This window comes from Streptomyces liliiviolaceus (assembly GCF_018070025.1).
GTDB classification, from domain to species: Bacteria; Actinomycetota; Actinomycetes; order Streptomycetales; family Streptomycetaceae; genus Streptomyces; species Streptomyces liliiviolaceus.
This window is the reverse complement of the sequence record NZ_JAGPYQ010000002.1, coordinates 2,423,070-2,439,315: the sequence shown is the minus strand read 5'-3', so window position 1 is coordinate 2,439,315 and position 16,246 is coordinate 2,423,070. Positions and strand designations below refer to the sequence as shown.

The 16,246-nt window shown below is 69.6% G+C and carries 17 protein-coding genes and 2 pseudogenes; 10 read left to right on the top strand and 9 right to left on the bottom strand.

Features of this window, described 5'->3' with window-relative positions:
* Positions 1-2: 2 nt before the first annotated feature.
* Positions 3-820 (bottom strand): IS5 family transposase gene (locus J8N05_RS46000; RefSeq protein ID WP_210893934.1). Its coding sequence is split into 2 segments (ribosomal slippage): positions 3-655 and positions 655-820, totalling 819 coding nucleotides; the frame shifts between segments, so codons are not numbered across the junction.
* An 84-nt stretch (positions 821-904) separates the two neighbouring features.
* Between J8N05_RS46000 and J8N05_RS45995 the strand changes: the two genes are divergently transcribed.
* Positions 905-1,713 (top strand): IS5 family transposase gene (locus tag J8N05_RS45995; protein WP_210893932.1). Its coding sequence is split into 2 segments (ribosomal slippage): positions 905-1,252 and positions 1,255-1,713, totalling 807 coding nucleotides; the frame shifts between segments, so codons are not numbered across the junction.
* Positions 1,714-1,754: 41 nt separating this feature from the next.
* Here J8N05_RS45995 and J8N05_RS48275 read toward each other — a convergent pair.
* Both J8N05_RS48275 and J8N05_RS45985 read right to left on the bottom strand, forming a co-directional pair.
* Positions 1,755-1,892 (bottom strand): annotated as a pseudogene (locus tag J8N05_RS48275) (transposase); the annotation flags it as partial.
* A gap of 332 nt (positions 1,893-2,224) precedes the next feature.
* Positions 2,225-2,633 (bottom strand): annotated as a pseudogene (locus J8N05_RS45985) (PPOX class F420-dependent oxidoreductase).
* A gap of 121 nt (positions 2,634-2,754) precedes the next feature.
* Between J8N05_RS45985 and J8N05_RS45980 the strand changes: the two are divergent.
* Positions 2,755-2,979, top strand: coding sequence for an STAS domain-containing protein (locus J8N05_RS45980; RefSeq protein ID WP_210893930.1), 225 nt, complete (start codon positions 2,755-2,757; stop codon positions 2,977-2,979).
* A gap of 636 nt (positions 2,980-3,615) precedes the next feature.
* On the opposite strand, the gene J8N05_RS45975 is transcribed toward J8N05_RS45980, so the two are convergent.
* From J8N05_RS45975 to J8N05_RS45965, 3 genes are all read right to left on the bottom strand, one after another.
* Positions 3,616-3,882, bottom strand: coding sequence for a hypothetical protein (locus J8N05_RS45975; RefSeq protein WP_210893928.1), 267 nt, complete (start codon positions 3,880-3,882; stop codon positions 3,616-3,618).
* A 257-nt stretch (positions 3,883-4,139) separates the two neighbouring features.
* Positions 4,140-4,460, bottom strand: coding sequence for an STAS domain-containing protein (locus J8N05_RS45970; RefSeq protein ID WP_210893926.1), 321 nt, complete (start codon positions 4,458-4,460; stop codon positions 4,140-4,142).
* A 266-nt stretch (positions 4,461-4,726) separates the two neighbouring features.
* Positions 4,727-5,116 carry an ANTAR domain-containing response regulator gene (locus tag J8N05_RS45965; protein WP_210893924.1) on the bottom strand — a complete coding sequence of 130 codons (390 nt, stop codon included), beginning with the start codon at positions 5,114-5,116 and terminating at the stop codon, positions 4,727-4,729.
* A gap of 1,307 nt (positions 5,117-6,423) precedes the next feature.
* Between J8N05_RS45965 and J8N05_RS45960 the strand changes: the two genes are divergently transcribed.
* On the top strand, positions 6,424-6,786 hold the full coding sequence (locus J8N05_RS45960; protein ID WP_247706980.1) for an STAS domain-containing protein: 363 nt from the start codon (positions 6,424-6,426) through the stop codon (positions 6,784-6,786).
* A 206-nt stretch (positions 6,787-6,992) separates the two neighbouring features.
* Here J8N05_RS45960 and J8N05_RS45955 read toward each other — a convergent pair whose 3' ends face one another.
* The 3 genes from J8N05_RS45955 to J8N05_RS45945 all read right to left on the bottom strand — a co-directional run bounded on the left by J8N05_RS45955 (position 6,993) and on the right by J8N05_RS45945 (position 9,250).
* A complete protein-coding gene (locus J8N05_RS45955) occupies positions 6,993-7,649 on the bottom strand; it encodes an HNH endonuclease family protein (RefSeq protein WP_210893920.1) in 657 nt (218 codons plus the stop codon).
* Positions 7,650-8,014: 365 nt separating this feature from the next.
* Positions 8,015-8,767 (bottom strand): GAF and ANTAR domain-containing protein, encoded by a 753-nt coding sequence (locus J8N05_RS45950; RefSeq protein ID WP_247706979.1) that lies wholly within the window; start codon positions 8,765-8,767, stop codon positions 8,015-8,017.
* Between the two features lie 333 nt (positions 8,768-9,100).
* Positions 9,101-9,250 (bottom strand): hypothetical protein, encoded by a 150-nt coding sequence (locus J8N05_RS45945; protein WP_210893918.1) that lies wholly within the window; start codon positions 9,248-9,250, stop codon positions 9,101-9,103.
* Positions 9,251-9,384: 134 nt separating this feature from the next.
* Between J8N05_RS45945 and J8N05_RS45940 the strand changes: the two genes are divergently transcribed.
* The 7 genes from J8N05_RS45940 to J8N05_RS47795 all read left to right on the top strand — a co-directional run bounded on the left by J8N05_RS45940 (position 9,385) and on the right by J8N05_RS47795 (position 16,161).
* A complete protein-coding gene (locus J8N05_RS45940) occupies positions 9,385-9,741 on the top strand; it encodes an STAS domain-containing protein (RefSeq protein ID WP_247706978.1) in 357 nt (118 codons plus the stop codon).
* Between the two features lie 73 nt (positions 9,742-9,814).
* The gene (locus tag J8N05_RS45935) at positions 9,815-11,515 is read left to right on the top strand and encodes a SpoIIE family protein phosphatase (protein WP_210893915.1); all 1,701 of its coding nucleotides are present in this window, start codon (positions 9,815-9,817) and stop codon (positions 11,513-11,515) included.
* Positions 11,516-11,938: 423 nt separating this feature from the next.
* Positions 11,939-12,793, top strand: coding sequence for an STAS domain-containing protein (locus J8N05_RS45930; protein WP_210893913.1), 855 nt, complete (start codon positions 11,939-11,941; stop codon positions 12,791-12,793).
* Positions 12,790-13,194 carry an STAS domain-containing protein gene (locus J8N05_RS45925; protein WP_247706977.1) on the top strand — a complete coding sequence of 135 codons (405 nt, stop codon included), beginning with the start codon at positions 12,790-12,792 and terminating at the stop codon, positions 13,192-13,194. Before J8N05_RS45930 ends, J8N05_RS45925 begins: the two co-directional genes overlap by 4 nt.
* Entirely contained in the window at positions 13,191-13,604 is a 414-nt protein-coding gene (locus J8N05_RS45920) for an ATP-binding protein (protein WP_210893911.1), read from the top strand. The genes J8N05_RS45925 and J8N05_RS45920 overlap by 4 nt, the downstream gene beginning before the upstream one ends.
* Positions 13,601-14,815 carry an ATP-binding protein/SpoIIE family protein phosphatase gene (locus J8N05_RS45915; protein WP_308287132.1) on the top strand — a complete coding sequence of 405 codons (1,215 nt, stop codon included), beginning with the start codon at positions 13,601-13,603 and terminating at the stop codon, positions 14,813-14,815. Before J8N05_RS45920 ends, J8N05_RS45915 begins: the two co-directional genes overlap by 4 nt.
* A complete protein-coding gene (locus J8N05_RS47795; RefSeq protein ID WP_247706976.1) occupies positions 14,812-16,161 on the top strand; it encodes a PP2C family protein-serine/threonine phosphatase in 1,350 nt (449 codons plus the stop codon). Before J8N05_RS45915 ends, J8N05_RS47795 begins: the two co-directional genes overlap by 4 nt.
* The last annotated feature ends 85 nt before the right edge of the window (positions 16,162-16,246 follow it).

The window sequence follows — 16,246 nt, the reverse complement described above, 5'->3', positions numbered from 1 at the left end:
TCCTACGTGGTGAGGCGGACGAGTCGTTTGTAGCAGCACAGGGTGGCGGCGAGTCCGAGGAATGCCAGGTAGTTGCGGGGGTTGCGCTCGTAGCGGGGGCTGAGGCGGTGGTAGCCGGACAGCCAGGACAGGGTGCGCTCGATGACCCAGCGGCGGCGTCCTAATCGTTCGCTGGACTCGATTCCTTTCCGGGCGATGCGCACGCCGATGTGTTTTCCCCACAGCCATCTGCGCAGGTGGGGTATGTCGTACGCCGTGTCCGCATGCAGCCGCTGTGCCTTGAAGTACCGGCCGCGGTAGGGGTCGTGTTGCGTTTGGTGACCCGTGATCATGGGCTTCAGGCCCTCGCTGTCGTGGACGTTGCCGGCCGAGATCCCGACGACGAGGGGCAGCCCGTTCGCGTCCGACAGGACGTGCATCTTGATACCCGGCTTGCGCCGGTCCACGGGGCTCGGACCTATGTGTTCGCCCCCTTTTTTCGCCCGGACGTGGGCAGTGTCGAGGACAACGCGGGTGACGTCGACGAGGCCGGCGTCGTCGAGCCGGTGCAGCACGGCCTGGTGCAGCCGGCCCCAGACACCGGCTCTGGACCAGATCAGGAACCGGCGGTGCGCGGTGGACTTCGATATACCGAAGCACGGCGGCAAGGCCCGCAGGCGCAACCACTGACCAACACATAGATGATGGCCGCAAACAGCGTCTCATCAGGCGTGTCCGGCGTCCCGCCACCCTGCGGACGCACCCTCGAAGGTGGGATCAGCGGCTCCGCGATCTCCCACAACCCATCCGGAACGATCCAACTCCAAGTACCCCGCCCCATACCGGATTCTACGTCCGCCTCACCACGTAGGACACCGTCTTAGACGCTATTTCAGTTGGCGTGATCTTGCGGCAGTCTGGGGTGATGACTGCTGCGCTCGTCGAACGGTTGGCGCCGGACGATCTGTGGGAGTTATTCCAGCGAGTGGTCCCGCTGGCTCCGGAACGCCCGCAAGGCGGAGGGCACCGCTGTAGAGGGGACCGTGAGGTGCTGGCTGCGATCATTTTCGTGGCCACCTCGGGATGCACCTGGAACCAGTTGCCACCGGGCTTCGGGCTGTCGGGTGTTACTGCCTTTCGCCGGTTCACTGTGTGGAGCAGGGCTCGGGTGTGGGCCAAGCTCCACCGCTTGGTCCTGGACGAACTCGGTGCTCGGGGTGGGCTGGACTGGTCGCGGTGCGCGATCGACTCCGTCAGCGTCCGGGCCCTCAAAGGGGGCTGTTGACGGGACCGAATCCGACCGACCGCGGCAAGAGCGGATCGAAAATCTACCTCATCGTTGACCGCAGTGGCCTGCCGCTGTCCATCGGCATTTCTGCCGCGAACCTCCACGACAGCCAGGCCCTCATCCCGTTGGTTCGCGGCATCCCGCCCATCCGCTCGCGTCGCGGTCCCCGACGCCGACGGCCCGGAAAACTGCGCGGTGACAAGGGCTACGACTACCGCCACCTGCGGCACTGGCTGGCCTCCCGAGGTATCCGGCACCGCCTTGCCCGAAGGGGCATCGAGTCATCCCAACGACTCGGCCGGCACCGCTGGGTCGTGGAGCGAACTGTGTCCTGGCTGTCTGGCTGCCGACGCCTCCATCGCCGCTACGTGCGCAAGCCGGAACACTTCCTTGCGTTCACCGCCATCGCCTCGACCCTCATACGCCACCGCAGGATCGCCAACTGAAATGGTGTCTATGTCGTACAGGGTCCACCATGGACGCCAGCGTCGCTGACCTGCTCGGCGTTGGGCAGAGCCCGGTTGGTCGCCTCGGCGTAGGTGGCCGAGGCGTCCCGGCATACGACTTCGATCCCTTCCCTCCTGCGCAGTTACGCCTCCGATGTGGTGGCTTCGCGGTCCCGCAGTGCCCACTCCCGCAGGGGCGCCCGGTTGGGGGTCAAACGAACGGTGTAACTCGGGTTGTTGGAGTTACTGACGGGCTGCGGAGAGGCGTCCGTCGAAGATCATGTCGAAGGCGTTCGGTGCGGTCTTCCAGTACACGGTCCAGCGGGCTTGACCCTTGCCGGTGGGGTCGAGGGACAAACGTGTCTGGGCGCTCCTGGAGACCAGGGCGAATCAAGCTGTGGCGCTGAGGGCCCTTGGCGTATCAGACCTGCTGTGAGGCCCAGTGAGGCGGTATCCCTGCGCTTCGAAGGGGTCAGCGTCCTGTCCACCTCACGGGGTGCTGACGCAGTGCCTAGAGCGAGCCGACAACCTTGCGCGGAGTGACCCGGACAACGACGCGGTCGCCGTCGTCGACGGATGCTGGGTTGAAGTCCGCGTAATCCCTGCCCGTGTACTTGCGCGAGAGCTCGTTGATCAGCTCCGAGGCGCCCTCGCTGTCGAGCGTGGCCGTACCGCGTACCTCGGCGTAAGGTGTACGGCGCGTTTGCCGGGTTGATCATCACGGTGATCCGCGGGTCGCGGCGCAGGTTCAGTTCCTTCCTGCGGCCCACGGTGGTAGAGATCAGCAGGTCGTCGCCGTCCCGCATGAGCCAGGTCACAGACAACTGCGGGCTGCCGTCGGGCTGGATCGTGGTCACCGTCGCGAAGACGGGAGTGTCATCGATGATCTTCTGAAGATCATCGGAGAGTGCGGCACTCATGAGGGGTGGGCCCTTTCAGGTAGACGTCTCGCCTCCGCTGCGCGGAAGGCGCAGCGGATGACACCGTGGAGTACAACGACGGTTCCCGGCCCGGGTGCCGTACGCGTGCGGTGGGGCGTGGGTGGTGGAGGTCCGAGGTGATCCCGATCTTGAGTCGCTGGCGGATCAGCGCCTGTGTCTGCAGGGCACGGCGGCCGCCGTGCCTGTCCTGGTCCTGGAACTGAGCGCGGTCACGTTCGCCGACTCCACCTGCTTGAACCTTCTGCCGCTGATGCGCCAGGCCGCGGACCGGCGGCTGGTGGGCGTACCGCGGCCTGGCAGGGGTTCACCGACGGTGTGCGGATGACAGTCGACGCTTTCGGCGGGACGCTCGGCGGAAACCCACGTAGGGACCTGGTCGTGTGAGCGCGGCCGGGCCGCGCGCCGTCTGGCTGCCTGCCGGCGACGGTGTCCCGCACTTTCACTGGGGCCGCGGGTGCGGGGCACCACGCGGGGCGTGAACGGCTCCTCTGAGTCCTATGGCCTCGTCCCTGCCAAGGCGTGTCCGAACGGGTGGGGGCCGGCTGAACGGGAGGGTTGCCGCGTGCGCTGTGTAGGAGGGGGCGGCTGTCGGGGGTGGTGGGGCGAATGGGTGAGCGGCCAATCGTTGGGCGGCGGTGGGTCGTTGCACAGGTATGGGAGTTTTCCGCGACGGTCCAGGTTCGGGTGGACGGGGTGCCGTGCTGGCGCAGGCCGTCTGCGCGATGTGTGGAGTACGGCAGCGCAGTTGCGCTGGGGTCTGTCCGGTGAGGGAGGAGTTCCAGTGTCCCGCGCGCGGGCAGACTGCAGCCAGCACGACTCCCGGCTCCAATACAGGCCGGTGGGCGGCCGTGGCGAGGGCAGTGCTGATCGTCTCCGCCGCTCTCTCGATCATCGCCGCGACGGTGTCGACCGTCCTGCGCACCGGATCCTGATACTGCTCCTTACGGCATGCGGTGAAGGGTCATTCGTGCCGGGGGTCCGCAGACGGTGCACATGATCCGGTGGCATCGCCGCTCGTGCCCGTGGGGCCACTTACGGCGGCTGGCCAGGCGGTCTCGGGTTCGCGGGCGCCGCCTGCGCGCGCGGCATTGGCGTCGGCTTCCTGCATCTCGGCGCACCACTGGCAGTGGCCGGTGCACGAGGGGCGGCTGTCCTGCCAGTAGGCGCCGAGGAGTTCGGCGCGCACGCCGGAGGTGTATTCGTCACGTTGGCGCGGCTGCTGGCTCATGCCCGCCACAACACCGACGCGTGGGTGGGGGTTGTGGCCCGTCACGCCACAGCATCGACTCCGTGATCAGCCCGCGACACAACGGCCGCCCGGAACGAACCGTCAGCTTCGGCCCGTGCCGGGCTTTCGCCCTCTCTGCCAAGCAGCGCTCGCGGTCGTTCCGGGGCAGGCGTGCGGCCCGTCATGCCAGACTGCTCACCTGGCGGGGAAGGGGTCCGTGCCCGGTACCGGCCGATGTCGGTACCGGGGCTCGCGGCTCAGTGTTCCGGTGGCCGGTCCGGGGTGCTGTCGCGTGCGGCCTCGGCCGCCTGCGGCAGCGTGGGGAATACCCGGAAGTGTTCCCGCGTGCCCGTCACCGTCAGCAAGTGCTCCACCTGCTGGGGCAGCGGGCCGACCAGCCAGGGCAGAGCATGGCCCCGCTGCAGCGGCATCAGCAGGGTGTTGAACGCCTCGGAACCCAGGTATGCCACACCGGACAAATCCACAACGACCCGCTTGCCGGAGCGCTCCGCCGACTGCACCGCCAGATCCAGCAGCTCCACGTCCCCGGCGGCATCCAGGTCACCTTCCAGCCGCACCAGGACACAATGCGTCCATTCCGCTATCAGACGGACAGGGCTCTTCCTTGAAGGACTTGGCATACATCCTATTTTCCCCCTGCGGTGACCGTCGTGGTGCAGGACGCCCGACGGGGGATCCGTGGACCGGCCTGCGCGTCCGGGACGGCGGCAGTGAGCCTCCAGGGGGCGCAAGTATCGAGGGCTCGCGAGCGTAGGTCACGGGGACGGGAAGCACGCTTCGCCGACGTCAACGGCGCCTGCGCGCCCGGGTTCTGCGGGGACTGTCAGCGTGTGCGCAGCCGGGTGACGGCGGCGGCCAGATGGTCCTGCAGGGGTGCGGGCAGCGGCCCGCCGTGGACGGTGGCGAGGACGGCTTCGGCGATGTCGTGCAGCTTGGTGTTGGAGTGCTGCGACACGTCCACCAGGAGCTCCCAGGCGTCGTCTTCGGTACAGGAGCACCGGGCCATGAGGATGCCGCGGGCCATGTCGATGACTGGCCGCCGCTCCATCGCGATGCGCAGCTGCGCGACCTCCTCCCGCAGCGCTTCTACCGGCCCAGTAGGAGGCCGGCCGGAGGTGTGGGAGGGGCAGGAGCGGGACGCCTGGTCGTGTGACGCCGGACGCTGTTGTTCGGTAGTGCCACGCCGGGGTCCGGGACGGGAGAACGGGCTCATGTATCGAACGTACCCGGGTCCTGGCCGGGCATCCTTCCGGCGTCGTGGTGGGAACAACGGAATGTCCGTGGGCTTCGTAGGTGACGGTGGACTGGGCCCGGCGTCCAGGGTGGTGTGGCAGGTTCCCTGCAGGAGTTGGGCGAAGGCATTGCGGCTGGCGAGGTCGCGTTCTCCGCGGGGATGTACCACGCGGCACTTTCGCGGCTGACGGGCCAGGGGGTGGTGATGGGGGACAGCTCCCTTGCGTGATGCGTGATGCGTGATGCGTGATGCGTGATGCGTGATGCGTGATGCGTGATGCGTCTGGGTGTGGCGGCCGGCCTCTTGGGTGGGTTCTGGCGGCGTGGCGGCGGCCGCCGCAGATGCGGCGGCCGCGTGCCCGGCCCGGCGCCGGTTCCCCCGAGCAGGGCCGGTGGGGACTCCCTCCGAGTGGCCGTGGCGTAGATGGCCCGGCACTTCGATGCTCCGAGGGACGCGCCGGGCCTGCACCGCATCTGCGGGAGGAATGCGGGGCCCGGTGTCTGTATGCCACAGGCTCGCTCTGCCGCGGGTGAAAGTGTCGCTGTCTGTCAACGCCTGGCTGGCGGAACGGCTGCCCTTCGAACATAAAGTAACCGGCCGGACACCGCAGCGGCCTTGACGTAACCGGTACGAAGAAAGACGTATCGGCATATGCCGATATCGGGGTCAGGGAGCAGTCCCCATACGGCTGACGTCGCATACACGCCTGCACTGCGGGATGGGGCTTATGCGGCGGTGGCTGCTGAATGCCGGGCCGGAGCCGCGCCGCCGACCGCACGGCTCCAGCCCTTCCGCTCTCTTGGCGCACCCGGCGAGGCAGCTCCGGCGCCTCGCATCATCGCCAGAAGAGCACGCGAGGACCGACCGGGGGGTCTCGGTCTTCGCGCTTCCGGCCGTCGCTTCGTCAGCGCGGTGGCGGCCGGACTGCATAAATTTCTTACCACGGGAACGACTTGGTGGGCAATACGCCCTGTTGTGCCGCCGAATGTGAGGGACAGCAGGGGAAAGAAGGCTCGCCGGGTGTATCGGACGGGCGGGATCGCCGCTCAGCGGCACCGCACGGGATATGACATCAGGAGTGTCCGGCCCGTCCGTCCCGGTGTGGCCGACTGGCTTCACGTGTTGCCGCCTCTGCGTTTGCCCGTCCGTTCCCGGTACCCGGTACGGCCTGCCTCATGCGATTCTCACCGATTGGAGCGGCTGTTCGAGCATGCCCCCCGCTATCTTCGGGGCAGAATCGCGGCCGGGGGCTCAACCCGGGCCGCATCAGCAATCGTGAGGACACGGTGAACCCGTCGCATCCAGTACAGCCCGGCCGATGGTCGGCCAGTTCCACCAGCATCGACGGCATCCACGTCGTCACCCTGCGCGGCGAACTGGACTACACCGCTCGTGAACGCGCCGAGAAAGTCCTCACCCTGCCCGTCGGGGACGCACCGTTGCGGACCGTGGCCGACCTGTCCGGCGTCACCTTCATGAACTCCACAGGCATCAACGCCCTCGTCAGCGCCCACCAGGCCGCCGCAGCGACCGACGGCTGGGTCCGCGTAGCGGGCGCCCAGGCCCCCGTGCTGCGCGTGATGGAATTGGTCGGCCTCGACACGGTCATCGCGTGCTACCTCACCGTGGACCAGGCCCTGGAACGCTGAGTACACGTTTTTGTCCGGCAATACGGCGACCCTGCCCTGTTGATCCCGGTTCCGGACCCGCGGAGGTGTCCGGTACGGCCGCAAGCCGCGTCACCGGAGGCGAGAGCTGGGGCCGGCCGAATGGGTTCACCCGACCGGGTCCGCCCGCCCGCCTGTACCCGCAGCCTGCCGTGGGCGGGTATCGGCGGTCCGGTCCGGGAACGTGTCTACGGTGCGGGCTGGTAGTCGACGCTCTCCTGTCCGCAGCCGGCGGCGAGTTCGGTGAGGGCGGCTCGTTCGCGGTCGTCGATGGTCAGCTGCCAGCGGAGTTTGGTGGCGACCCAGTCGGCGGTGTAGGTGCAGCGGGCGTCGGCGAGCGGGGGCTGCCAGTCGGCCGGGTCCTGATCGCTCTTGGAGCGGTTGGTGCGGGCGGTGACGGCTACCAGACTGCGGTCGGCGTCCAGGTCGTCGGCGTACGCCTCCCGCCGGGCCGCCGTCCATTCCGAGGCCCCGGAGTCCCAGGCTTCGGCGAGCGGCACCATGTGGTCGATGTCCAGGCCGCCCGGCGCGGTGAGGGTGACGCCGTCGTAGTAGGAATACCACTCGCCTCCCACGACTTTGCAGCCCGCTTCGATGGCCGGCTCCACCCGGGATTCTGCGATCAGCACTTCGGCGCGGGTGCTGCATCCGTCGCGGTCGGCGTCGACCCAGTGTTTGAAACTCGTGCGCTGGTAGCCGTCCCGGGACTCGGCCGCGGCGGGCAGGAGTTGGACGGCTTCGGTCAGCGGCAGCAACTCCGCCCGCGTTTCGTGCGCGGCGGCGGGGACAGCGGCGAGCGGGAAGGCCAGCAGGGCGGCAGCAGTGACTGCGATCTTCGAGAACATGAGCCTTTGCTAGCGATGATCGGCTGCGACCCGCCCGGACTTGGACCACGCCTCACCCGGGTGAGGGCATTGGTCGTACCGCAGGCGCACCGTCGGACGCTCTGAGCGCCGTTCGCCGTCGGCGGCAGCTGGGGGAGAAGCGGCGCCACCTGCCAGTTCCTCATCAGCGCGGGCGACAATCCACAGCGGCTGAACCTGCGCCTGGCACCCAGGGCCACAAAGGCGTGCGCCAACGTGCAGCAAAGGCGTCCGGGACGCTCGCCGGCCTCAGCCCCCGGGGCGGCACGCTTTCGGGCCGCGGTCCCCGCGCGATGGCACGGACGGGGACCCGCCCGAACCGTCGCCCGGAGCCGGCGCAGGGTGTTTCAGTGCTCGGGGTACTGCGGGGCGAGCCCCGCGGGACCGCCGTCCAGGATCTGGCGGGCGACGCCGGCGAGGCTGAGCCTGTGCCGGAGGGCGTGGACGCGCATGGTCGCGAGCGCCTCGTCCATGCCGGTGCCATGATGCTGGGCAAGGCAGCCCTTGGCCTGCTCGACGACAACCCTGGTGTTCAGAGTGTCCTGTGTCTGCGTGAATGGATTTGTCTGCTCGTACACCGCGCGTTGCTGGAGGACGGCAAGGGTGGCGATGTTCGCCAACGCCTGCGCCAGGCGCAGCTGGCTGCCGTCGAGTGCGCCGCGCCGGTCACGGAAGAGGTTGAGAGCTCCGATGACCTGGCCCTGCCAGTGCAGCGGGGCGGCGACCACGGAGGTGTATCCCAGCTGCCGGGCGCGCGGCGTGAAGCGGGGCCAGCGCCGGCCGGCGGCCTCGGTGTCCAGGCGGACATCGCAGACCGGGACCTGGGTGTAATAGCAGTCCCGGCAGGGGCCCTCGTCCCATTCGAGACCGGACAGCTCCAGAGCACGGGTGCGGTCGTCGGAGGCGGCGGCGTCCACGACCTGGCCGTGCGGCATCCCCAGCAGTACTCCGGCCGCGGCCACGTCCAGCAGGTCCACACAGCGCTCGGTGAGCGTGTGCAGGAAGTCGACCACGTCGAAGTCCCGCACCAGGGTGTCGGAGAGTTCGGCGAACACGGCAGCGAACCGTTCCTCGCGCGGCAGTTCAGGCACGGCAGCCACAGCGCCCACTCTCGGCTGAGGGCACACTGCGGCCGGCACCCGCGCCCCGCTCGCGTGGTGAATCCGCGAACCACCGTGCAATGCGAAAGGCAGCCAGCTGTTCGGAGCCGTCAAACACGTCCGTAGGCGACACAGCCGCCACTCCCTTCGTGAATGATCACCGAGCCGGCATCAGATGCCGGCTCACAGCGGTGAAGGCATCCACCGAAGGCCCTTTCACGCTATCGCGAACGGCCGTTGCGGAAGGGCACAAGCGGACAGCCCGGCGGACCAGCCAGCCATGACCAAGACCGGTACTTCGTGTACCGCGGCTGCTCACACCGGCAGACATACTCAGCGGCATCCGGGCACGTCGCGAGCCGGCTGCCTGGCGGCGATCGCGGGGTCCACGACGACCGGGCCGCGCTCGATGTCGCCGAAGTTGCGGCAGAATCCCCGGCGGTCGCAGGCGGCGACCGGATACAGCCTGCTGAGGTCTGGCACAGCCCTGTGGGGCAAACGCGTCCGGGCACTCCTGGAAACGGAGTGAGGCAGGGGCCGTGCCGGCGGGGTGGTCGCGGCGTCCCCGGTGCATGCGGGGTGGGATGATCGGGATATTCCCAGTGAGAGGGGCCGCTGTGCCGGTTCCGGTGTCGGGCGTGGAGCGGTCCTGCGATGTGGGGGCGTGGGCGGTGCTGGCTCTGTCCGGTGAGATCGACCTGGGTGCGGTGCCGCGGGTGCGTGAGGTGGTCGGCGAGCTGGTCGCGGAGGGCCGGGTGCATCTGGTGTGGGACCTGCGCGAGGTGAGCTTCATGGACTCCGCGGGACTGGGGGTGCTGGTGGCTGCGGTCCGGTCGGCGGAAGCCCGTCAGGGCGAGGTGCGCCTGGCCGGAGTGGGCCCGCAGGTGTCCCGACTGCTGGAACTGACCGGTTTGGACGCCGTCATCGGGGTCTACGCGGACGTGCCGTCCGCGGCGGGCCCGGCAGCCGGATGAGGAGCTGCGGCGGGCCAACCGATACCGGTCCCCTGAGTGCGTCCGACGGCAGGGAATTGGCAGAATACGTGAGGTGGATTCCTTTCCCGAACAGGACGTCCGAGCTGTCCCGCTGGAGGGCGCGGCGCTGATGTCCGTTCTCTTCGAGGCAGCCGGGTCGGGCGTGTACGCCGTCGACGCCCAGGGCATGGTGATCGCCTGCAACCCGTGGGCGGAACGCCTCCTGGGCTACGAACCCGGAACGCTCCTCGGGGTGAACGCGCACACCACGCTCAACCCCACGCCCGGCAACACCGCAGGCGTGCGGGAGCAGCGGCCGGTCCTGCAGGATGTGGCCCAGGGCAAACTCATCAGCGGTGACCGGGCGGTACTGCTGCGTGCGGACGGCCGCCCGCTGCCGGTGTGGTGGTCCGCGGCGCCGTTGCCCCCCGAGGCCGGCCACGGCCCGGGCGCGGTGGTCGTCTTCCACGACACGTCCGCACAGCGCGAGCGTTCCGACCGGCGGGCGGACCGGTACGCGCACAGCGAGACGATGCGCGAGCAGGCCGAGTACGACCTGGCCGAGATCACCTGGCTCGGTGAGCTGACCCTCGCCATGGTCAGCACCCTGGACGCCGACCGGGTCCTGAACCGGCTGGTGCGCCAGCTGGTGCCCCGCTTCGCCGACACCGCACTGATCGACCTCACCAGCGGCTCGACGATGCACCGGGCAGCCGGGGAGCACCACCTTCCCGGCGTGCTACCCGCCGCTACCGCGAGCATGGCAGTGCCGGAGCATCCAGCCCACCAGGCGGCCCTGCAACGCATCAGGGACGGGGCAGGTCTGCAGCATCTGCCCGAACCGGCTCCGGGCACGGGAGCGGACCTGCTGCATCTCGTCGAGGCCGCCGACGTCCTCGTCGTGCCGCTGCGTATCCGCGCCACGACCCTGGGGGCCCTCACCCTCATCCGCACCACGGACAGCCCGCCGTTCAACGAGACCGACCGCATCGTCGCCGAGGAGGTCGCCCGCCGCACCGCGCTCGGGCTGGAGAACACCCACCTGCACGCCGCCCAGGCCGACATCGCCGTCACCCTCCAGCGCGCCCTGCTCACCGACCTGCCCGCCGTCCCCGGCCTGGAACTGGCCGCGCACTACCAGCCCGCCCAGCTGGCGGCCGAGGTGGGCGGCGACTGGTACGACGCCTTCCCCCTGCCCGACGGCGACACCGCCCTGGTCATCGGCGACGTCACCGGCCACGACATCAAAGCCGCCTCCCGCATGAGCGAACTGCGCAACATGCTGCGCGCCCTGGCCGTCGACCGCCCCGAGGAAAACCCCGGACAGATCCTCCAGCGCCTCGACACCGCCCAGGCCCACCTGCACCTGGCCGACTCCGCCACCGTCATCCTCGCCCGCCTCCACCCCCACCCCGACGGCACCTGGGAACTGTCCTGGTCCGTGGCCGGCCACCCACCACCCCTGCTCCTCGCCGCCGGCACCACCAGCACCTACCTCACCGGCCCCCACGCCATGCTCCTGGGACTGAGACCGGCCATGCAACGCCCCACCGCCCGCATCACCCTGCCCCCCGCGGCCACCCTCGTCCTCTACACCGACGGCCTCGTCGAATCCCGCACCCAGAACCTCGACACCGGCATGACCCGCCTGCGCCAGCACCTCGACACCCACCAGAACCTGCCCCTGCCACGCCTGTGCGCCCATCTCGCGCAGGAACTGGGCGACACCCGCGACGACATCACCCTCATCGCCGTCCGCACCCCCGTCCCCTGACCCCCGCCCGGGCCGAGGACCCGGGGCCGGGCGGGCCCGGGTCCACACGAAGCGCATCGTTCGCAGGGAGCCGTTGCGCTTGACGTCCTCAACGACGGTCTGCGGTCGCAGGGTGCGCACGGCTGCGGCAGCGGATGCGTGCGAGGCACTCCCGGGACTGCTGAGCTGGTATCCGCAACGGCATCCTGACGCGTCGGTCTGGTGTGTGAGTGTCGGCGTGCGCGCAGTCCGGCGACTGCGGCGGCCAGATGGTTCTGCAGATGCTCGGGCAGCGGCTCGACCTGCACGAAGGTGACGACGGCTGAGGTACTGGTACCGGGCTGGCGGGAGTGTCTACCGATCTGGTTTCGGCTGCTTCATTGCTCATGATGATGGCTTAGTGTTCCCGGCGGGGTCGCTTGATCCCTTTGAGGGGGGTGTCCGGTGGCTGGCAAGGATGTTTCGGAGCGTTTGATCGGTCTGCTGTCGGTCCGGGGTGAGGATCTGGGCGCGGAGTGGGCGCAGAGGGTGACCGGCTCGCTGGGCGGGCGGGTCAGCCGTGCCGAGGTCGAGCGTGAACTGCAGGAGATCTACACGGCGCTGGTGGCCGCGCTCGGCGCGGGCAGCGTGGACGGGCATGATGAGGCGTTCGGTGAGGTGCGTGCGCTGCTGACCGAACTGTCGCGCAACCGGGCGTTGCAGGGCTTCACCCCGACGGAGACCGCGGTGAGCGTGTTCTCCCTCAAGGAGGTCCTGCAGCCGGCGCTGACCGGCAAGGACGCTGACGTGCAGGCGTATCTGCAGTTCACCGCCCTGCTGGACACGCTCGGTCTGTTCACCATCGAGGGATACACCCGTACCCGTGAGGAGCTGATTGCGGCGCAGGCCGAGCAGTTGCTGGAGCTGTCCACTCCGGTCGTGAAGCTGTGGGACGGGGTGATCGGTGTCCCGCTGGTCGGCACGCTGGACTCGGCGCGCACCATGGTGGTGATGGAGAAGATGCTCCAGGCGCTCATCGACACCGGCTCCGAGCAGGCCATCATCGACATCACCGGTGTGCCCACGGTGGACACCGAGGTGGCCCAGCACCTGCTGAAGACCGTGGTGGCGGCCCGCCTGATGGGAGCGGAGTGCACGATTTCCGGCATCCGGCCGCAGATCGCGCAGACCATCGTGGCTCTCGGCATCGAATTCGGTGACATCGTCACCAAAGCCACGCTCGCCGATGCCCTGCGCCACGCGCTGCGCCGCTCCGGTGTCGCCGTGTCCCGCACAGCGCCGCAGGCCGGTGCCCGGTGAGTGAGCAGGTTCCCGTTCTGCGGATCGGGCGGGTACTGCTGGTCTCCATCCAGACCGACCTGGACGACCAGGACGTGGTACAGCTCCAGGACGACCTGGCCGCCGCGGTGGTGGACAGCGGTGCGCACGGAGTGGTCATCGACATCACCGCCGTGGAGATCGTCGACTCGTTCGTGGGCCGGATGCTGTCGACCATCGCCTCGCTGTCGCGGCTGCTGGACGCGCAGACCGTCGTGGTGGGCATGCGCCCGGCGGTCGCCATCACCCTGGTCGAGCTCGGTCTCTCGCTCGGCGGTGTCCGGACCGCGCTGACCTTGGACAAGGGCCTGCGGATACTGGGCCACGGCAGTGCCGGGCGTGGAATCGAGGGCACCGTGCCGGATGCCGCGGCTGGCGCATGAGCAGCGCCTCCCGAACCCCGGAGGTATTGGAGATCACCTCCAGCGGCGGGGTGGTGCAGGCCCGTCAGCTGGTGCGCGGACTGGCCCAGGAGTGCCGGTTCTCCCTCGTGGAGCAGACCAAGCTGATCACTGCCGCCAGCGAACTGGCCCGCAACACCCTCATACACGGAGGCGGCGGCAGCATGACCGCCTCTGTGGTGGAAGAACGCGGCCTGCCCGGTGTGCGGCTGGTCTTCACCGATCGGGGTCCAGGGATCGCGGATGTGGAGCTGGCACTGACCGACGGCTGGACCTCGGGCGGGGGCATGGGACTGGGGCTGTCCGGCTCCAGACGGCTGGTCAGCGACTTCGTCCTGGACAGCACCGTCGGCCAGGGCACCACCGTCACCGTCACCAAGTGGGCCCGATGATGACCGCCCGCGCGTTTTCGCTGGCGCACTGCGAGGACGTGACCTGGTTCCGCGACGGCTTCCACGCCGCCCGCGGCAGCGCTGCCACACTCGGCCGGCGTATCGGCCTGGGCGAGCAGCGCACCGCCCAACTGGTCCTGGCCGTCGCCGAACTGGCGGCCAATCTCACCAAGCACGCCACCGACGGCGCCCTTTTGCTGCGCGTCCTGCGCCACCTGCCTGAACCGGGAGCGGACGTGGTGGCCGGTGTGGAGGTGATCGCCGTCGACAGCGGCCCTGGGATGGCGGATGTCCCGGCCGCCCTGCGGGACGGCATGTCCACCACCGGCACCCTGGGCATCGGCCTGGGCGCGGTCCGGCGTCTGGCCGACACCTTCGACGTCCACTCGCGGCCCGGCACCGGCACCATCCAGCTGGCCCGCTTCTGGCCGCACCCCGCACCATCCGCCGCGAGCAGTGAACCGCCCGTCGGAGGCATCACGAGGCCGATCAGCGGTGAGCAGACCTGCGGTGACGCCTGGGCGGCACGCACCGACAGCGGCAGCGACACACCGGCAGCCGCACCCAGCAGCGAGGGGCCCGCCGATCCGCAGCCGGCCGCCGCAGCGAGCCCAAACTGGTCGGCGATGACCGGCGTACGGAAGGCGCAGCCGCCTGCGGCCCTACGTCCCGGCACCTCCGCGCCGGTACACGCCGCGGTGCCCGGGCCAGGCGAGGGCCTGCTGGTCATGTCCTGTGACGGGCTGGGCCACGGACCGCTGGCCGCGCTGGCTGCGCAGGCGGCCGTGAACGCCTTGCGGACCGGCACGGGACGCACACCTGAGCAGGTGATGCAGGAGGTGCACCGGGCGCTGCGCGGCACCCGCGGTGCCGCCGTCGCGATCGCCCGCCTGGAGCCCGGCGGGCGGGTGCTGTTCTGCGGCACCGGCAACATCACCGCCACCCTCCTCACCCCGACCAGCCGCGCGAGTCTGCTGTCCCACCCGGGAATCGCCGGCCACACGACGCACCGGCTGCGCACCCACGAATACCGCATGCCCGACCAGGGGATGCTGGTGATGCACTCCGACGGGCTCAGCGACCGCTGGAGCGCAGCAGATCTGGCCGGCCTGCTGCACCACCCGCCCGCGGTGATCGCCACGGGCCTGCTGCGCCAGGCCGCAACCCGCCGCGACGACGCCAGCGTGGTGATAGCCAAGGCGGCCCGGTGACCCCGCCCGGCGCCGGCCACCGCGCTCGCTCGGCACCGGTCCTGATCACGTCGATCAGAACCGAGCACGACGTGTTCGCGTTGCGCCGCCACGCCAAGACCGTCACCGAGGCCGTCGGCCTCGACAGCCGCGACCAGGTACGCCTGGCCACCGCACTGAGCGAACTGGGACGCGACCTGCTGCGCCCCGCAGCGATGACCGCGCTCTTCAGCCTGCAGCAGGAACCCGCCGTACTCCACACCGTGCTGCAGTGGGACGACGACCGGACCCCCAGCCAGGAGTCACTGACAGCCGTCACCCGCCTGCTGCCCCAGACCCGCTACGAACCAGCCCCCGCGCGCCCCGGAGCCCGGCTCGGCGGCCGGATCGAGATCACCTCCCCGATCCCCGAACTCGCCGCCCGGGACCTGAAGGCCGACCAGGTCCGCTCCCTCCTGGAAACCGCCAGCCCGGCAACTGCGATCGACGACCTCCGGGCCCAGACCCGCGACTTGATGGCCTCACTCCAGGAAGCCCACGCCCAGCGCGACGAACTGGAACGCCTGAACGAGGAACTGACCGAGACCAACGCCGGCGTCATGGCCATGTACGCGGAACTCACCGTCGAGCACAAAGACGTCGTGGAACGCTTCAGCCAGGAACACGAATTCGCCCTGGCCCTGCAGCGCACCTTCCTGCCCACCACCCTTCCCCAGGTCCCCGGTGCCGAACTCGCCGTGCGCTACCTGCCCGCAGCCGCCACCGCCGAGATCGGCGGCGACTTCTACGAAGCCGTCACCACCCGGCACGGACTCCTCCTCGCCGTCGGCGACGTGGTCGGACACTCCCTGCAGGCCGCCATGGTCATGGGCGAACTCCGCCACGCCCTGCGCGCCTACGCCGCCCAGGACCACCCCCCACACATCCTGCTGCAGCACCTGGACCACCTGCTCGGCCTGCACCAGCCCGGATGGACCGCCACCGTCTGCATCGTCCTCGTCGAACCCGGCAACACCCGGCTGCACATCGCCAACGCCGGCCACCTGCCCCCACTGCTCCTCACCCCCGGCACCGCACCCCGCTACCTGAGCGAGCACGGCCCCCTGCTGGGCCTGGGCCTGCCCCAGCCCCCAGCCACCGCCCACCCCGTCCCGCCAGGCAGCCGACTCCTCATGATCAGTGACGGGCTCATCGAAACCCGCGACACGATCCTGGACGAACGCCTGACGCTCATGGCCGCCACCGCTGCGGCGGGCCCCGAAGAACCCGACGCCCTGTGCACCGAACTCCTCGACACCTTCGGCACCGAACCCGAAGACGACATCATCATTTTCACCAGCCGCTTCAGCCCGCCCCCACACCGCTGAGTGCCTGTTGCACAGATCGGCTCAGGGCCCTGCGGCATGGCGGAAGGGCTGTCCAAGAAGGACAGCATCCGATGCCTCGAACGCT